This window comes from Promicromonospora aerolata, from assembly GCF_042682255.1.
GTDB classification, from domain to species: domain Bacteria; phylum Actinomycetota; class Actinomycetes; order Actinomycetales; family Cellulomonadaceae; genus Promicromonospora; species Promicromonospora aerolata.
The window spans coordinates 1,829,676-1,844,023 of record NZ_JBHUHF010000001.1 but is presented as its reverse complement, the minus strand read 5'-3'; the positions used below and the strand labels follow the sequence as shown (position 1 = coordinate 1,844,023).

At 72.2% G+C, this 14,348-nt stretch carries 16 protein-coding genes; 13 read left to right on the top strand and 3 right to left on the bottom strand.

All coding sequences use genetic code 11. The features are described 5' to 3' along the window. The first annotated feature begins 22 nt into the window (after nucleotides 1–22). Together ACFSL2_RS08380 and ACFSL2_RS08375 are read left to right on the top strand one after the other, a co-directional pair. Nucleotides 23–703 (top strand): ABC transporter ATP-binding protein, encoded by a 681-nt coding sequence (locus ACFSL2_RS08380; protein WP_377197415.1) that lies wholly within the window; start codon nucleotides 23–25, stop codon nucleotides 701–703. Further along, the gene (locus tag ACFSL2_RS08375) at nucleotides 700–2,241 is read left to right on the top strand and encodes a DUF6297 family protein (protein ID WP_377197414.1); all 1,542 of its coding nucleotides are present in this window, start codon (nucleotides 700–702) and stop codon (nucleotides 2,239–2,241) included. The genes ACFSL2_RS08380 and ACFSL2_RS08375 overlap by 4 nt, the downstream gene beginning before the upstream one ends. 4 nt (nucleotides 2,242–2,245) lie before the next feature. Here the strand turns inward: ACFSL2_RS08375 and ACFSL2_RS08370 are convergent, their stop codons facing one another. After that, on the bottom strand, nucleotides 2,246–3,046 hold the full coding sequence (locus ACFSL2_RS08370; RefSeq protein ID WP_377197413.1) for a class I SAM-dependent methyltransferase: 801 nt from the start codon (nucleotides 3,044–3,046) through the stop codon (nucleotides 2,246–2,248). Between the two features lie 208 nt (nucleotides 3,047–3,254). Here ACFSL2_RS08370 and rpsO point away from each other — a divergent pair, with 208 nt between their 5' ends. The 5 genes from rpsO to ACFSL2_RS08345 all read left to right on the top strand — a co-directional run bounded on the left by rpsO (nucleotide 3,255) and on the right by ACFSL2_RS08345 (nucleotide 8,703). Next, entirely contained in the window at nucleotides 3,255–3,524 is a 270-nt protein-coding gene (gene rpsO / locus ACFSL2_RS08365; protein ID WP_020016810.1) for a 30S ribosomal protein S15, read from the top strand. A 215-nt stretch (nucleotides 3,525–3,739) separates the two neighbouring features. Next, a complete protein-coding gene (locus ACFSL2_RS08360; protein WP_377197412.1) occupies nucleotides 3,740–6,007 on the top strand; it encodes a polyribonucleotide nucleotidyltransferase in 2,268 nt (755 codons plus the stop codon). Between the two features lies 1 nt (nucleotide 6,008). Further along, nucleotides 6,009–7,337, top strand: coding sequence for a M16 family metallopeptidase (locus ACFSL2_RS08355; protein ID WP_377197411.1), 1,329 nt, complete (start codon nucleotides 6,009–6,011; stop codon nucleotides 7,335–7,337). A gap of 89 nt (nucleotides 7,338–7,426) precedes the next feature. Beyond that, nucleotides 7,427–8,200, top strand: a complete 774-nt coding sequence (gene dapB / locus ACFSL2_RS08350; protein ID WP_377197410.1) for a 4-hydroxy-tetrahydrodipicolinate reductase — start codon at nucleotides 7,427–7,429, stop codon at nucleotides 8,198–8,200. Continuing rightward, nucleotides 8,197–8,703 (top strand): hypothetical protein, encoded by a 507-nt coding sequence (locus ACFSL2_RS08345; protein ID WP_377197409.1) that lies wholly within the window; start codon nucleotides 8,197–8,199, stop codon nucleotides 8,701–8,703. The genes dapB and ACFSL2_RS08345 overlap by 4 nt, the downstream gene beginning before the upstream one ends. On the opposite strand, the gene ACFSL2_RS08340 is transcribed toward ACFSL2_RS08345, so the two are convergent. Continuing rightward, complete coding sequence (locus ACFSL2_RS08340) at nucleotides 8,700–9,323, bottom strand: TetR/AcrR family transcriptional regulator (protein ID WP_377197408.1); 624 nt, start codon at nucleotides 9,321–9,323, stop codon at nucleotides 8,700–8,702. The two genes, ACFSL2_RS08345 and ACFSL2_RS08340, sit on opposite strands and share 4 nt — an antisense overlap. Nucleotides 9,324–9,434: 111 nt before the next feature. Here ACFSL2_RS08340 and ACFSL2_RS08335 point away from each other — a divergent pair, with 111 nt between their 5' ends. Both ACFSL2_RS08335 and ACFSL2_RS08330 read left to right on the top strand, forming a co-directional pair. Next, nucleotides 9,435–10,250, top strand: a complete 816-nt coding sequence (locus ACFSL2_RS08335) for a glucose 1-dehydrogenase (protein ID WP_377197407.1) — start codon at nucleotides 9,435–9,437, stop codon at nucleotides 10,248–10,250. Next, nucleotides 10,250–10,663: a nitroreductase/quinone reductase family protein gene (locus tag ACFSL2_RS08330; protein WP_377200787.1), complete on the top strand. Its 414-nt coding sequence runs from the start codon at nucleotides 10,250–10,252 to the stop codon at nucleotides 10,661–10,663. Before ACFSL2_RS08335 ends, ACFSL2_RS08330 begins: the two co-directional genes overlap by 1 nt. A 53-nt stretch (nucleotides 10,664–10,716) precedes the next feature. Here ACFSL2_RS08330 and ACFSL2_RS08325 read toward each other — a convergent pair whose 3' ends face one another. After that, the gene (locus ACFSL2_RS08325; RefSeq protein WP_377197406.1) at nucleotides 10,717–11,679 is read right to left on the bottom strand and encodes a TIGR03557 family F420-dependent LLM class oxidoreductase; all 963 of its coding nucleotides are present in this window, start codon (nucleotides 11,677–11,679) and stop codon (nucleotides 10,717–10,719) included. A gap of 130 nt (nucleotides 11,680–11,809) precedes the next feature. Between ACFSL2_RS08325 and ACFSL2_RS08320 the strand changes: the two genes are divergently transcribed. The 4 genes from ACFSL2_RS08320 to ACFSL2_RS08305 are packed head-to-tail and all read left to right on the top strand — an operon-like array spanning nucleotide 11,810 to nucleotide 14,319. Next, nucleotides 11,810–12,313: a hypothetical protein gene (locus ACFSL2_RS08320; RefSeq protein WP_377197405.1), complete on the top strand. Its 504-nt coding sequence runs from the start codon at nucleotides 11,810–11,812 to the stop codon at nucleotides 12,311–12,313. Further along, on the top strand, nucleotides 12,310–13,539 hold the full coding sequence (locus ACFSL2_RS08315; protein ID WP_377197404.1) for an Nramp family divalent metal transporter: 1,230 nt from the start codon (nucleotides 12,310–12,312) through the stop codon (nucleotides 13,537–13,539). The genes ACFSL2_RS08320 and ACFSL2_RS08315 overlap by 4 nt, the downstream gene beginning before the upstream one ends. Next, complete coding sequence (locus tag ACFSL2_RS08310; protein WP_377197403.1) at nucleotides 13,536–13,949, top strand: hypothetical protein; 414 nt, start codon at nucleotides 13,536–13,538, stop codon at nucleotides 13,947–13,949. The genes ACFSL2_RS08315 and ACFSL2_RS08310 overlap by 4 nt, the downstream gene beginning before the upstream one ends. Nucleotides 13,950–13,959: 10 nt before the next feature. Then, a complete protein-coding gene (locus tag ACFSL2_RS08305; RefSeq protein ID WP_377197402.1) occupies nucleotides 13,960–14,319 on the top strand; it encodes a PRC-barrel domain-containing protein in 360 nt (119 codons plus the stop codon). Nucleotides 14,320–14,348 lie beyond the last annotated feature (29 nt).

Below are 14,348 nucleotides of genomic sequence, written 5' to 3'. Positions count from 1 at the left end.
CGGTTCGTGCGTTGAGGTGGGCATGAGCTCTCTCGAACTGTCCGACCTGCTCGTCGGGTACGGCGGGAACGCCGTCTGCCCGCCGGTCTCGCTCACGCTGGCCCCCGGTGAGGTGGTCGCCGTGATCGGTACCAACGGCACCGGCAAGTCCACCCTGCTGCGCACCGTGCTCGGGCTGCAGGAGCCACTGTCCGGCACGGTCAGCGCGTTCGGCCGCGCCGTGGACGAGCGGGAGCGGGGATTCCGCGCCCGGGTGGCGAGCGTGCTGGACGACGACGCGTTCTTTCCCGGTGTGACCGTCCGCGAGCACCTCGTGCTCACCGCACGGGGCCACGGCGTGCCTGACGCCGGCGTGGTCACCGACCAGGTGCTCGACCACGTGGGCATCACCGGGCACGGTGGCGCCATGCCGCACACCCTGTCGTCGGGCCAGCGCCGCCGGTTCCTGCTGGCGAGCGCGCTGGTGCGGCCGCGCGACCTGCTCGTGCTCGACGAGCCGGAGCAGCGCCTCGACACCGCCATGCGTGCCCGGCTCGCCGATCTGCTACGTGCCGAGGCCGACGCCGGCACCGCGGTCCTGTTCGCCACGCACGACGACCGGCTCCTGGCCGGCACGGGCGCGAGCGCCCTGCACCTGTCCGACGACGGCGCCGTGCTGCTCCGGCCGGACGACGCACCGGGCGTGCTGGCGGGCTTCCGGTGACGGGCGAGCAGACCGCGGCGGCCGCCGGTCCCGTGCTCCCGCGGCTCGCCGGGGTGGAGGACGAGCGCCTCACGGGTGCCGAGCTGCGCCGGCTGACCGCACGCGTCCGTGCCCACAACCTGCCCGCCGAGCCGGGCCGCGTCGCCATGGACGTCGGCGAGGTGGTGGTCTCGCTCGCCATCATCGCGCTGTACGTCTGGGGGTTCGGCGCTCCCGCGCGGGAGCTGTTCGTCTCCGACGCCACCCGGTTCGGGCTCGGACCCGGACTGGTCCAGGCGCTCGTCCTCGCGCTGGCCGCCATCGCGGGCACCGTCCTCGCGCTCCGCCTCGGCCCGGCGGGTCTCCCCGCCGCCGGGGTGCGCTGGTGGGTGCCGACCCCGGCCGACCGGGCCGGCCTGGCATCGCCCTCGGTGGTGCGCACGGTCCTCGCCGGGATCGGCGCGGGCCTGGTCGTGGGCGGTGTTCCCGCGGCGTTCGTGGGGGTCGGCCTCGCCGGCATCCTCGCCGACGCCGCGCTGGGTGGAGCGCTCGGGCTCCTCGTCGTCGCCGGGACCGGTGTGCTGCAGGTGACCGGGGCGGCGTCGAGCGCGCTGCCGGGACGGGTGCTCAACGTCCTGCTCGCCGGGGTCCCGGCACTCGGGCTCGGCGTGGCGCTCTGGGCACCCGAGTGGACCGCGTGGGCGGTGCCGTGGCCCGTCCCCGTCGGCGTGGCGGTCCTGGGCGGCGCGGCGCTCGTGTTCTGGACCACCCGCCTGGACCGCCTCCGGGCCGGGGAGCTGCGGGCTCGCGCCTCCGCGGCGATGCAGATGTCGGCGGCCGTGCTCTCGCTCGACAGCGGCGGCATGAGCCGCGCGCTCAGCGGCGGTCCGACGGCGTCGCGCGTGCTGCCCTGGCTGCCCGGGACGGCACGCGGGCCGGCCGGTGCGCTGCTCGCTGCCGACGCCACGCTCCTGGCACGCTCGCCGTCCGCGCTCGCAGGGCTGATCGCGCTCGCTGCGACCGGCGCCTTCCTGGTGCAGGTCCCCGCGCTGGCCGGTGGTATCGGCCTCTGGGTGGTGCTCGCCGGTGCCGGTTACGCGGGTGCGGTGGCGGGTGCCGTCGGCCCACGGTCGGCGGGGGAGAACCCGCGGCTGGACTCGCTGGTGCCGCTGGATGCCCGGACCACCCGGGCCGTCCGAACGGTGTGGCCGGCCCTGACCTCGGCGGCCGTGCTGCTGGCGGTCGCCGCCGTCCTCGGCGGCGGGCAGTGGCTGGCGATGTCGGTGCTCGTGGCGGTCGTGCTCGGCGCCGCCGCCGTCCGGACCGCCTATCGCGGGCCCGTGCCCTGGGACGTGCCGATGATCGCCACACCGGCGGGCGGCGTGCCGACAGGGCTCGTGCTGCACCAGCTGAAGGGCCTCGACCTGGCCGTGCTGGGCACGCTGCCGCTCGCGTGGGTCGTGGTCTCCGGGACGGTGCTGCCGTCGATGATCGCGCTCCAGGCCGCGTTCGCGGGCGGTGCGGTGCTGTGGGCGGTGCACGTCAAGCGCACCGTCTGATGCCTCAGTGGCGGTGCGCCGCCACCGCCACCGACCGATAGGGCATCGTCACCGTGCCACCGGCCTCGTCGACCACGTCGCCGAGGCCGGCCAGGAGCTCGGCGAGCACGGGCTGCGGGAGGCGAGCGTGCCCGCCAGCGGTCGGTACCAGGTCCAGCCACTCGGCACGCGTGTAGGTCCGCGCCCAGTCGAACAGCCAGTGCTCCGGCTCCGCGAGGTCGTCGGACTCCCGCATGCCGGCCGCCGCCTTGAGGCACATCTCGTCGTAGGCGTCCACCATGTTCGGTGCCCAGGGCCGGAACGGCAGGTCCGGGACCACCCGGTGGTAGACGGCGGCGAAGGCGGCGGCGAGGTCGGGCGCGGGGCAGGCGACGTTCCAGAAGACCGCCAGCAGCCCGCCCGGTCGGAGCGCCCTGGCCGCGATGTCGGCGCCGGCGACCGGGTCGATCCAGTGCCACGCCTGGCCGGCGACGACGGCGTCGTACAGGCGGTCCCGCTGGTCCCACTCCTCGAACCGGCCCTCGTCGACGGTGAAGCCGTGCCGCCGTGCCACGTCGGCCATCCGGGAGTCGGCCTCGACCCCGGTGACCGTGCACCCGGCGTCGCGCAGCTGGCGTGCGACGATCCCGGTGCCGGTCCCCGCGTCCAGCACCGCGCCGCCGGGCGCGCGCTGGACGATCGCCCGAACCAGCGCCTCGGGGTACGCCGGTCTGGAGCGGTCGTAGCGTTCGGCGTCGGCGCCGAACGACTCGGCGACGGCGCGGAGCTCGTGGGAGGTGCTGACGGAGGGATTCTGCTCGGCCACATCTGCACGCTAGTGCCGGATCTCTGCGGGCAAATCTTGGTTCGCCAGGAGCGGACACGGCGCTCGATCTCACAGGTGGCGCGGCCCGCGCGGTCGGGCAGGTCGCCGCAGCACTGGTAATGTTGGATCGCCGTCTGAACGGCCGCGGATCGAGAGCGCCCCGGTGAACAAGTCCCGGAGCACCGCGCAACGACACTGAAGGAGAGCCATGCCGCTCGACACTGCCACGAAGCAGCAGATCATTTCCGAGTACGGAACCAAGCCGGGCGACTCGGGCTCGCCGGAGGTGCAGATCGCGCTCCTCACGCAGCGCATCAAGGACCTCACCGAGCACCTCAAGGAGCACAAGCACGACCACCACAGCCGTCGTGGTCTGCTGCTCCTCGTGGGCCAGCGCCGTCGTCTCCAGGGTTACCTCAAGGGGATCGACATCGAGCGCTACCGCGCCCTCGTCGACAAGCTCGGCCTGCGCCGCTGACCTGACGCCCACCAGCCCGGCCCCCGCTGCGGGGGCCGGGCTGGTCTGGTGAGATGCTGTAGTACGACACAACAGCGCCGCCCGTGACCTCGTCCGGTCCTCGGTAGTGGCTTCCCGACCCCCTCGCTGAGGCGAGCGGCCGTTCGGTAGGCCTCGATCGATGACCGTCGGGTACGGGGGCGTTCCGAGAGAACACCAACAGAAGGAGGGCACCCGTGGAGGGTCCCGAGATCCAGTTCGCCGAGGCCGTTATCGACAACGGTCGCTTCGGCACCCGTACCGTCCGGTTCGAGACCGGACGGCTCGCCAAGCAGGCCGCCGGCGCAGTCGCCGCGTACCTCGACGGCGAGACCATGCTGCTGTCGACCACCGCTGCCGGCAAGCACCCCAAGGAGCAGTTCGACTTCTTCCCCCTGACGGTGGACGTCGAGGAGCGGATGTACGCCGCCGGGCGCATCCCCGGCTCGTTCTTCCGTCGTGAGGGTCGTCCGTCGACCGACGCGATCCTGACCTGCCGCCTGACCGACCGCCCGCTGCGCCCCCTGTTCGTCAAGGGCCTGCGCAACGAGGTCCAGGTCGTCATCACCGTCATGGCGCTGCACCCCGACGACGCGTACGACACGCTGGCGATCAACGCCGCCTCGGCGTCGACCCAGATCTCCGGCCTGCCGTTCGACGGCCCGGTCGGCGCGGTCCGTATCGCGCTGGTCGACGGCCAGTGGGTCGCGTTCCCCAAGTACTCCGACAAGGAGCGCGCCGTCTTCGACATGGTCGTCGCCGGACGCACCGTGACGGCTGCCGACGGTTCGGTCGACGTGGCGATCGCCATGATCGAGGCCGAGGCCACCGACAACGCGTGGAACCTCATCAAGAACGAGGGCGTCGCCGCCCCCACCGAGGACGTCGTCGCCGAGGGCATCGATGCGGCCAAGCCGTTCATCAAGGCCCTGTGCGACGCGCAGGCCGCCCTTGCCGCGCAGTCGGCCAAGGAGACCAAGTCGTTCCCGCTGTTCCCGGACTACCAGGACGACGCGTTCGCCGCTGTCGAGGCAGCCGTGACCGAGCCGCTGCGTGCAGCCCTGGCCGTCGCGGACAAGCAGGAGCGCGAGAACACGCTCGACGAGATCAAGGACCGCATGCTCGGTGAGCTGCAGGCGGGCTTCGACGGTCGCGAGAAGGAGCTGTCGGCCGCGTACCGGTCGCTGCAGAAGAAGCTCGTGCGCCAGCGCGTGCTCACCGAGGGCGTCCGCATCGACGGTCGTGGGCTCGCGGACATCCGCACCCTCTCGGCCGAGGTCGAGGTGCTGCCCCGCGTGCACGGCTCGGCGATCTTCGAGCGCGGCGAGACCCAGATCCTGGGTGTCACCACGCTGAACATGCTCCGGATGGAGCAGCAGATCGACTCGCTCGGTCCGGAGACGCGCAAGCGCTACATGCACAACTACAACTTCCCGCCGTACTCGACCGGTGAGACGGGCCGCGTGGGCAGCCCGAAGCGCCGCGAGATCGGCCACGGTGCGCTCGCCGAGCGTGCCCTGGTGCCGGTCCTGCCGAGCCGCGAGGAGTTCCCCTACGCGATCCGCCAGGTGTCCGAGGCTCTCGGCTCCAACGGTTCGACGTCCATGGGCTCCGTGTGCGCGAGCACGCTGTCGCTCCTCAACGCCGGTGTGCCGCTGCGCGCAGCGGTCGCGGGTATCGCGATGGGCCTCGTGTCCGACACGGTGGACGGCGAGACCCGCTACGCCGCGATGACGGACATCCTGGGTGCCGAGGACGCGTTCGGCGACATGGACTTCAAGGTCGCCGGTACCAAGGAGTTCGTCACGGCGATCCAGCTCGACACCAAGCTCGATGGCATCCCCGCCACGGTGCTGGGTGCGGCGCTGGGTCAGGCACGCGACGCGCGCCTGACGATCCTCGAGGTGCTCGACGAGGCGATCGACACGCCGGACGAGATGTCCCCGAACGCCCCGCGCGTCATCACGGTGAAGGTCCCCGTCGACAAGATCGGCGAGGTCATCGGCCCGAAGGGCAAGATGATCAACCAGATCCAGGAGGAGACGGGCGCGGACATCTCCATCGAGGACGACGGCACCGTGTACATCGGTGCCACCGACGGCCCGTCGGCCGAGGCCGCCCGCGCGGCGATCAACGCGATCGCCAACCCGCACGTCCCCGAGGTGGGCGAGCGGTTCGTCGGCACGGTCGTCAAGACGACGTCGTTCGGCGCCTTCATCTCGCTGTCCCCGGGCAAGGACGGTCTGCTGCACATCAGCCAGATCCGCAAGCTCGTGGGTGGCAAGCGCGTCGAGAACGTGGACGACGTGCTCTCCATCGGCCAGAAGGTCCAGGTCGAGATCGGTGAGATCGACCCGCGCGGCAAGCTCTCGCTGGTCGCCGTGACCGACGAGGACGAGGCAGCTCCCGCCGACGCCGCGAAGGCGGACGACACCGCATCTGTGCCGGCTGACCTGGACGCCTGACATGACGTGGCACCTGCCGCTCGTCCCCGCGGGCGAGCCCGGTGCCGAGCTGACCGCCGGGCAGGACGGAGCGACCATTCGTCGTTCCATCCTGCCCGGCGGTGTCCGTGTGCTCACCGAGAACATGCCGGGCCAGCGCTCGGCGACGATGGGCGCCTGGATCGGCGTCGGCTCGCGGGACGAGACCGACGGCCACTTCGGCTCGACGCACTTCCTGGAGCACCTGCTCTTCAAGGGGACCGCCCGGCGGTCCGCGATGGACATTGCCGAGGCGTTCGACGCCGTCGGCGGTGAGGCGAACGCGGCCACCGGCAAGGAGCACACCTGCTACTACGCGCGGGTGCTGGACTCCGACCTGCCGATGGCGGTCGACGTCATCTCCGACATGCTGACCTCCGCGCGGCTGGACGCCGACGAGCTCGAGACCGAGCGCGGCGTGATCCTTGAAGAGCTCGCCATGGACGACGACGACCCGACCGACGTCGCGCACGAGCAGTTCTCCGCCGTCGTCCTGGGCGACCACGCGCTCGGCCGCCCCATCGGGGGCACTCCCGAGACGATCAACGCCGTCCCGCGGGACGCCGTCTGGGACCACTACCGCTGGAACTACCGGCCAGAGACCCTCGTGGTCACGGCCGCGGGCGGGATCGAGCACGACAAGGTCGTGCAGCAGGTCACCCAGGCACTGTCCGACGGCGGGTGGGAGCTCGACCCGGCCACCGCGCCGTGCGACCGCCGCGTCTCGACCGAGGACCGCACCGGTGTGCCGGAGGCCGGTGCGGAGCTGACCATCACGCGGCAGGTCGAGCAGGCCAACATCATCGTGGGCTCCACGGGGATCGCGGCGACGGACGACCGGCGCTTCGCGCTGTCCGTGCTGAACGCCGTGCTGGGCGGCGGCATGTCGTCCCGGCTCTTCCAGGAGATCCGCGAGAAGCGGGGCCTGGCGTACTCGACCTACTCGTTCGCCTCCGCCCACGGCGGGCTCGGCACGTTCGGCCTGTACGCCGGCTGCGCTGCCGCCAAGGTGGACCAGGTCACCGACCTGCTCGTCGAGGAGCTCGAGAAGCTCGCGAACGACGGGATCACCGTGGGCGAGCTGAAGCGGTCCGTGGGACAGCTCTCCGGCGGTACCGTGCTCGGGCTGGAGGACTCCGGTTCGCGCATGAGCCGGCTGGGCAAGGCCGAGCTGGTGTACGGCGACCTGCTGTCGCTGGAGGAGTCGCTCGAGCGCATCCAGTCGGTGACGGCGGCAGACGTCCAGGAGCTGGCCCAGGACCTGGCCGCCCGCCCGAGGTCGGTCATCCGAGTGGGCCCGTTCGACAACTGAACCTCCCGTCGAGTGCTGGGTATGTGTCGAGTCGGCCCCTTCGATCCGACACATACCCAGCACTCGACGAAGAACAAGGGTGGTAGATCGTGACTGACATCAAGGTGGCCGTGCTCGGTGCGGCCGGGCGCATGGGTACGCAGACGTGTGCGGCGGTCGAGGCCGCGGAGGGCCTCGAGCTCGTCGCGCGGCTGGACCACGGCGACCCGGTCTCCCGGGACACGCTCGCCGGTGCCGACGTGGCCGTCGACTTCACCGTACCGAGCGTCACCGAGGCCAACGTGCACGCAGTGCTCGACGCGGGCGTGCACGCGGTGGTGGGCACCACCGGCTGGGACGACGAGTCGCGTGCCCGGGTGACGGCGCACCTGGCCGAGCTGTCCCCCCGGGGGACCGGCGGCCAGGGGGCGCTCGGCGTACTCATCGCGCCCAACTTCGGGCTCTCGGCGGTGCTCGCGATGACGTTCGCCGCGAAGGCCGCGCGCTACTTCGAGTCCGCCGAGGTCGTCGAGCTGCACCATCCGAACAAGGTGGACGCACCGTCGGGCACTGCCCGGCACACGGCCGCCGCGATCGCCACGGCCCGTGCCGAGGCAGGCCTCGGCACGTCGCCCGACGCGACCGAGGTGGGCTGGGAGGCCCGCGGGGCAGACGTCGACGGGGTGCGTGTGCACGCCGTGCGGCTGCGTGGGCTCGTGGCGCACGAGGAGATCCTCTTCGGCAACGAGGGGGAGCAGCTCGTCATCCGGCAGGACTCGTTCGACCGGGCCTCGTTCATGCCCGGCGTGCTGCTCGCGATCCGGTCCGTGGTCTCGCGGCCGGGGCTGACCGTGGGCCTCGAGCACGTGCTGGACCTGTCGTGAGCGAGGCCCGGGGCGAGCAGTCGGGCGCGCGTCCGACGTCGGGTCGCCGGCTGCCCAAGGGCCTGGCCGGCACGCTGGCCGTCACCGCCCTCCTCGCGCTGTACGTGTGGCAGATCGCAGGCCGCGGCATCGCGATGGTGCGCACCGGCGAGCCGGTGCTGATCGCCATCGGGCTGGCCGTGCTGATCATCCCGCTGCTGGTCATCGGACTGATCGTGCGTGAGTACCGGCTGGCCGCGACGGTGCAGACCATGGCCGACACGCTGTTCGCCGAGGGCGACCTGCCTGTGGACGACCTGCCCCGGTCGCCCGGTGGCCGCATCGACCGGGCGGCGGCCGACGAAGCGTTCGAGCCGCGCCGGGCGGCGGTCGAGGCCGCTCCCGAGGACTGGCGCGCCTGGTACCACCTGGCGTTCGCCTACGACGCGGCGGGCGACCGCCGCCGGGCGCGGGAGTCGCTGCGCAAGGCCTCCGGGTTCTACCGCGCCACGCCTGCGTCCTAGCGGGTGCTGTAGCGCGCGACCATCGTGGCGACCGCGTCGTCGACGACGCAGGCCGTCTCGGCGTCGGTGGGGTTCCAGCCGACCACGGTCAGGCGGGGCCAGAACGTGAAGTTCGAGATCATCCCCATGAACTGTGTGGTGGCGGCCACCGGGTCCTCGACGCGCGCGGCCCCGGCGTTGTGCTCGGCGGCGAGATACCGCCGCACCGAGTCGAAGAACGGCATCTTGCCGACGTCGAAGTGGGTCTCGGCGAGGTCCGGGAAGCGCGGCATCTCGGCGATGACGATGCGGTACAGGCCCACCATCTCGGGCCGGGACATCAGGGCGGCGTACCTGCGCCCGTACTCGGCCAGCCCGCTGGCGAGGTCGCCGGACTCCGGCTCGGGTCGCTCGTCGCCGTCGGGGTTCCAGTGCTCCTTGACCATCGACTCGAACAGGCGAGCCTTGGTGGGGAACTGCTTGAACAGCGTGGCCTTGGAGACCTCAGCGGCCTCGGCCACCCGGGCCAGCGACGTGCCGGCGTAGCCGTTGACCAGGAAGAGGCTGGTGGCGGCGGCGATGATCGCCGCGCGCTTCTGCTCCGCGAGCTGCTGGTGGTACGTCCCCGTGCCGGTCGCCATGGGTCCATCATGCCTCAGGCTGTGAGGTGAGTCGCTTGACTCACCTCTGCGGCGCGCCTACCCTGATCGAGAGGTGAGTTAGTCGACTCACAACTAGCGAAGGGTCGAGCCGTGCAGCGATTCGAGAACAAGACAGTCGTCGTCACCGGCGCCGGGGGCGGCATGGGCGTCAGCCACGTGCGCGCCTACCACGCGGAGGGCGCCAACGTGGTGATCGCCGACCGCGACACCGAGCGGGGCGCCGCGCTCGCCACCGAGCTGGGGGAGCGGGCCGTGCACGTGGCGCTGGACATCACCAGCGAGTCGCAGTGGACGGCAGCCGTCGCGACCGCCGAGGAACGGTTCGGTCCCGTCTCCGTCCTGGTGAACAACGCGGGGGTGCAGCAGTCGGCGGCGCTGATCGAGCACCAGGACGTCGAGGCGTTCCGGCGCACGCTGGAGGTCAACGTGACCGGCCAGTTCCTGGGCATCCGCGCGGTCACGCCGTCCATGCGGCGCGGGGGCGGGGGCGCCGTCGTCAACATCTCCTCGACCATGGGCAACGTCGGCACGGCGTACTACGCGGCCTACACGGCCAGCAAGTGGGCGGTGCGCGGCCTGACCCGGTCGGCCGCGCTGGAGCTGGGCCGCGACGGGATCCGGGTCAACTCGGTGCACCCTGGCGTCGTCTCCACGCCGCTGATCACCTCCCCGGTCGCCGAGGGCGAGCGTCCCATCGCGGACCTCTACTCGCCCGAGCCGTTCGCCGTGCCGCGGCTGGGGGAGCCGACCGAGCTCGCACAGCTCGTGCTGTTCCTGACCTCGGCGGATGCCACGTTCGCCACGGGTTCGGAGTTCGTGCTCGACGGCGGCCTGCTGCTCGGGCCGGCTCTGCGCTACGACACCGCGACCGAAACGTCGAACGAGACCACGATCGAGGCCGCGTGATGGACGACGCCGTGCGGCGGGCCGTCGAGATCACCCCGGCCGCCTCGACCCGGCAGCGGATCATCGACATCACCACGACGGGCCGGCGTACCGGCCTGCCCCGCCGGATCGAGATCTTCTTCTACCACGTGGCCGGGCGCACGTACCTGTGCAGCGGCACGGTCGACCGGCCGAGCTGGTACGTCAACCTGGTCGCCGAACCGGCCCTCACCTTCCACCTCAAGCACGGCGTGCGGGCGGACCTGCGTGCCACGGCACGGCCGGTCACCGAGGAGCCGGAGCGGCGCGCGGTGCTGTCCGAGATCGTTGCCGACCTGAACCAGCCCGCCAACCCGGGCCACCTGCCCCAGCCGGTCGACCTGGAGGACTGGGTGCGCCGCACCCGACTGGTCGAGGTGACGTTCCTCGGCTGACCGGCGCCCCGACGGCCGGGTGGATTCGTTCGCGTGCGATCGGCAGCCGTACCCTAGAGCGCGCGCAGGCGTTCCAGCAGCGGCCCGGCGGCCTCGGCGAGGAACCGGTCCTGGTTGTGGTCGCCCACCTGCACGATCGAGAGGTCGGTGAACCCGGCGTCCAGGAACGGCCGGGCGCTCTCGGCCAGCTTGTCCAGGTCCGGCCCGCAGGCGATCGACGACGCCACGTCCTCCGGCCGCACGAACTGCGTGGCACCCGTGAACCCGGCGGGCGTCGGTAGGTCCGCGTTCACGGACCACCCTCCGCCGAACCACCGGAACTCGGCATGGGCACGTTCGACCGCCCGCTGCTCGTCCGGGTCCCAGCAGACCGGCAGCTGCCCGAACACGCGCGAGCTGCCCGGATGCTTGTCGGTCCAGCCCGTGACCACGTCGGCGTCGGGCGTCGCCTGGACCAGGTGGTCCCCGAGCGGGGCGAACCGTTCGACGCCGTGCGCGCCGGACACCGCGATGCCGAGCTGGACCCCGGCGTCCGGCACGTCCCAGAGCCGCGCCGAGTCCACGCGGAAGTGCTGGCCCTCCCACGTGACGAGCTCGCCCGTCAGGAGCTCCCGGATGATGTGGACCGCCTCCTCGAGGAGGTCGTGCCGCACCGCGATGCTGGGCCAGCCGTCACCGATCACGTGCTCGTTGAGGTTCTCACCGGCACCGAGCCCGAGCACGAAGCGGCCGTCGGCCAGGAGCTGGAGGGTCGCCGCCTGCTGAGCCACCACGGCCGGGTGGTAGCGCATCGTCGGGCAGGTCACGAAGGTCATCAGCTCGACCCGTCGCGTCGCCTGCGCGACCGCCCCGAGGAGCACCCACGCGTTGGGAGCGTGCCCCTGTTCCGGCAGCCAGGGGGAGTAGTGATCGCTCGACAGCTCGAAGTCGAAGCCGGCCTCCTCTGCGGCGACGGCATACTGCAGCAGCTCGCGCGGTCCGCTCTGCTCGGTCATGAGGGTGTACCCGATGCGCATGGCGCCTCCTTCCAGGCTCTGTGCACGACGATAGGCACGGTGGTGGTCGCTCGCCGCTCGGCCCTGGCGTTGCCCGGTCGCGGATTCACCCGGCATGCGAAGGTCGCCGATCCGCGCAAGTATTTCGAGCGTGACGCACCGCCCTGATCGCCCGCCGGTCCAGCCGCGGGTCGCGGCGGTACTGGTGGTGCTGCTGGCCGGCCTGCTCGCCGGCTGCGGCCCGGCGGCCAACCGGTCGGACGACGCGAACGCGCTCGGCAGCGTCTCCGACCACCTCGACGACTCGAGCTCCGCGGTGGCGACGGCGCAGCTCGCCGTACGGTCCAGCGCCGCCGGGCGGCTCCCCGCCGTGACCGCGGACGTGGCCGTCGGGGACGCCGCCGAGACGGCGACCGGCGCCGTCCACGGCATCGGGACCGTCGTGCTCTCCTCCGCCGACGCCGCGCAGGTGCGGGATGACGCGCTCGACGCCGCGTCGGCCGCCGTCGGCCCGGTCGCGGCGGCGCGCACCTGGCTGGGCCGGCCGTCGTCGTCGGCCGACGAGGTGCTGCGGGCGCTCGACGACGCGGCTGCCGCGCTCGACGAGGCGAACGGCGCGGTGCGGCACGTCCTGTGGGCCCGGACGGCGCCATGAAGAGCCGCCTGCTGACGGTCGCCCTGGGGATCCTCACCGCCATCGGCGGCTTCCTCGATGCCGGGGACCTGGTCACCAACGCCGTGGTGGGGTCGCGGTTCGGGCTGTCGCTGGCATGGGTGGTCGTGGTTGGCGTCGTGGGGATCTGCGTCTTCGCGCACATGTCCGGCAAGGTGGCCGCCGTGTCCGGCCGCGCGACGTTCGAGATCATCCGGGAACGGCTCGGGCCCAGGACCGCCGGGCTGAACCTGGTGGCCAGCCTCGCGGTCACGGTGCTGACGCTCGTCGCCGAGGTGGGCGGCATCGCCCTCGCGCTGCAGCTCGCGAGCAGCGTGGACCACCGCCTCTGGGTCCCGGTGGCGGTACTGGCCGTGTGGCTCGTCCTGTGGCGCGTGAAGTTCAACCTCATGGAGAACGTCACAGGGCTGGTGGGCCTCACGCTCGTCGGCTTCGCGGTGGCGGTCTTCCTGCTCGGTCCGGACTGGGGCGAGCTCGGTGCGCAGCTCGTCCCGGACGTTCCCGCGCAGGAGAGCGCGGGCACGTACTGGTACTTCGCCGTGGCGCTGTTCGGAGCGGCCATGACGCCGTACGAGGTGTTCTTCTTCTCGTCGGGCGGCGTCGAGGACTCGTGGACCGTCAAGGACCTGGCCACGTCGCGCCTGAACGTGCTGGTGGGGTTCCCGCTGGGTGGGCTGCTGTCGATCTCCATCGCCGCGGGAGCGGCGATCGTGCTGCTGCCCGCCGGCATCGAGGTGAGCTCGATGTCCCAGCTCACCCTGCCGGCCGCGGAGGCGGGCGGCACGCTGCTCGTCGCGGTGGTGATCGTCGGTGTGGTGGCAGCCACCTTCGGCGCGGCGCTCGAGACGGCGCTGGCCACCGGGTACACGGCCTCGCAGTACTTCGGCTGGTCGTGGGGCAAGTTCCGGCGCCCCGCACGGGCTCCTCGTTTCCACCTGGCGATGATCCTGGCGCTGGTCGTCGCGGTCGGTGTGCTGCTGACCAACGTGGACCCGATCGCCGTCACCGAGTTCTCGGTCGTCTTCGCTGCGGTGGCCCTGCCCCTGACCTACCTGCCCATCCTGGTGGTCGCCAACGATCCCGAGTACATGGGCGAGCACGTCAACGGGCGGGTGATGAACGTGCTGGGTGCGGTGTACCTGGTCATCCTGGTCGTGGCCGCGGTCGCGGCGATCCCCCTGATGATCGTGACGGAGGCCGGCGGATGAGCCGGGCCCGACCCGGTCCGCGCGACCTGGCCCGCGTGCCCGAGCCACCGCAGCCCGGGCGGGTCCTCGACGCGCGCCTGCACCTGCTGGACCGGCAGGTGCTCGACGTCGATGGCATGCCGGTGTGCACGCTCGACGACCTCGAGCTGGACGCGCTCGACGGCGACGTCCCCGTGGTCATCACCGCGCTGCTCACCGGGCCCGTGCTCGGTACGCGGGTTTTCGGTGGTCGTCCGCCGGTGTCCCGGTGGCACCGCCTGGCGTGGTCCTACGTGACGGAGATCGGCTCGGCGGTGCACCTCGGTGTCAGCGGGTCCCGGTTCGACGCGACCTGGGTCGAGCGCTGGACGCGCAACCACATCGTCGGCCGCATCCCGGGCGGCAACCGCGACCCGGAGAGCTCAGGATGAGGAGACCACGGTGATCGCCTCCGACCTGCTCGACGTTCCCGTGCACGACGCCTCCGGTACGCGCCTCGGCTGGGTGGTCGACCTGCGGTTCGTGCTCGACGGCAACCCCGACACGTTCCTCGCCCACGCCCGGCTGCACGGGCTCGTGGTGTCCCCGCGCACGCGGACGTCGTTCATGGGCTTCGAACGGTCGCGGGTGCGGCACCCGTGGCCGATCGCTCCGCTCATGCGGTGGTGGCACCGGGGGACCTTCCTGGTGCACTGGCCCGACGTCGCACGGGTGCCGGTCCCCGAGGACGGCATCACGCCGGAGCGGGACGCCGTCGTGGTGCTCCGCGCCGGCTACACCTGCTACGAGCCGGAGCTCTGACGGAGGTCCGCCGGACCGTCCCGCGGCAC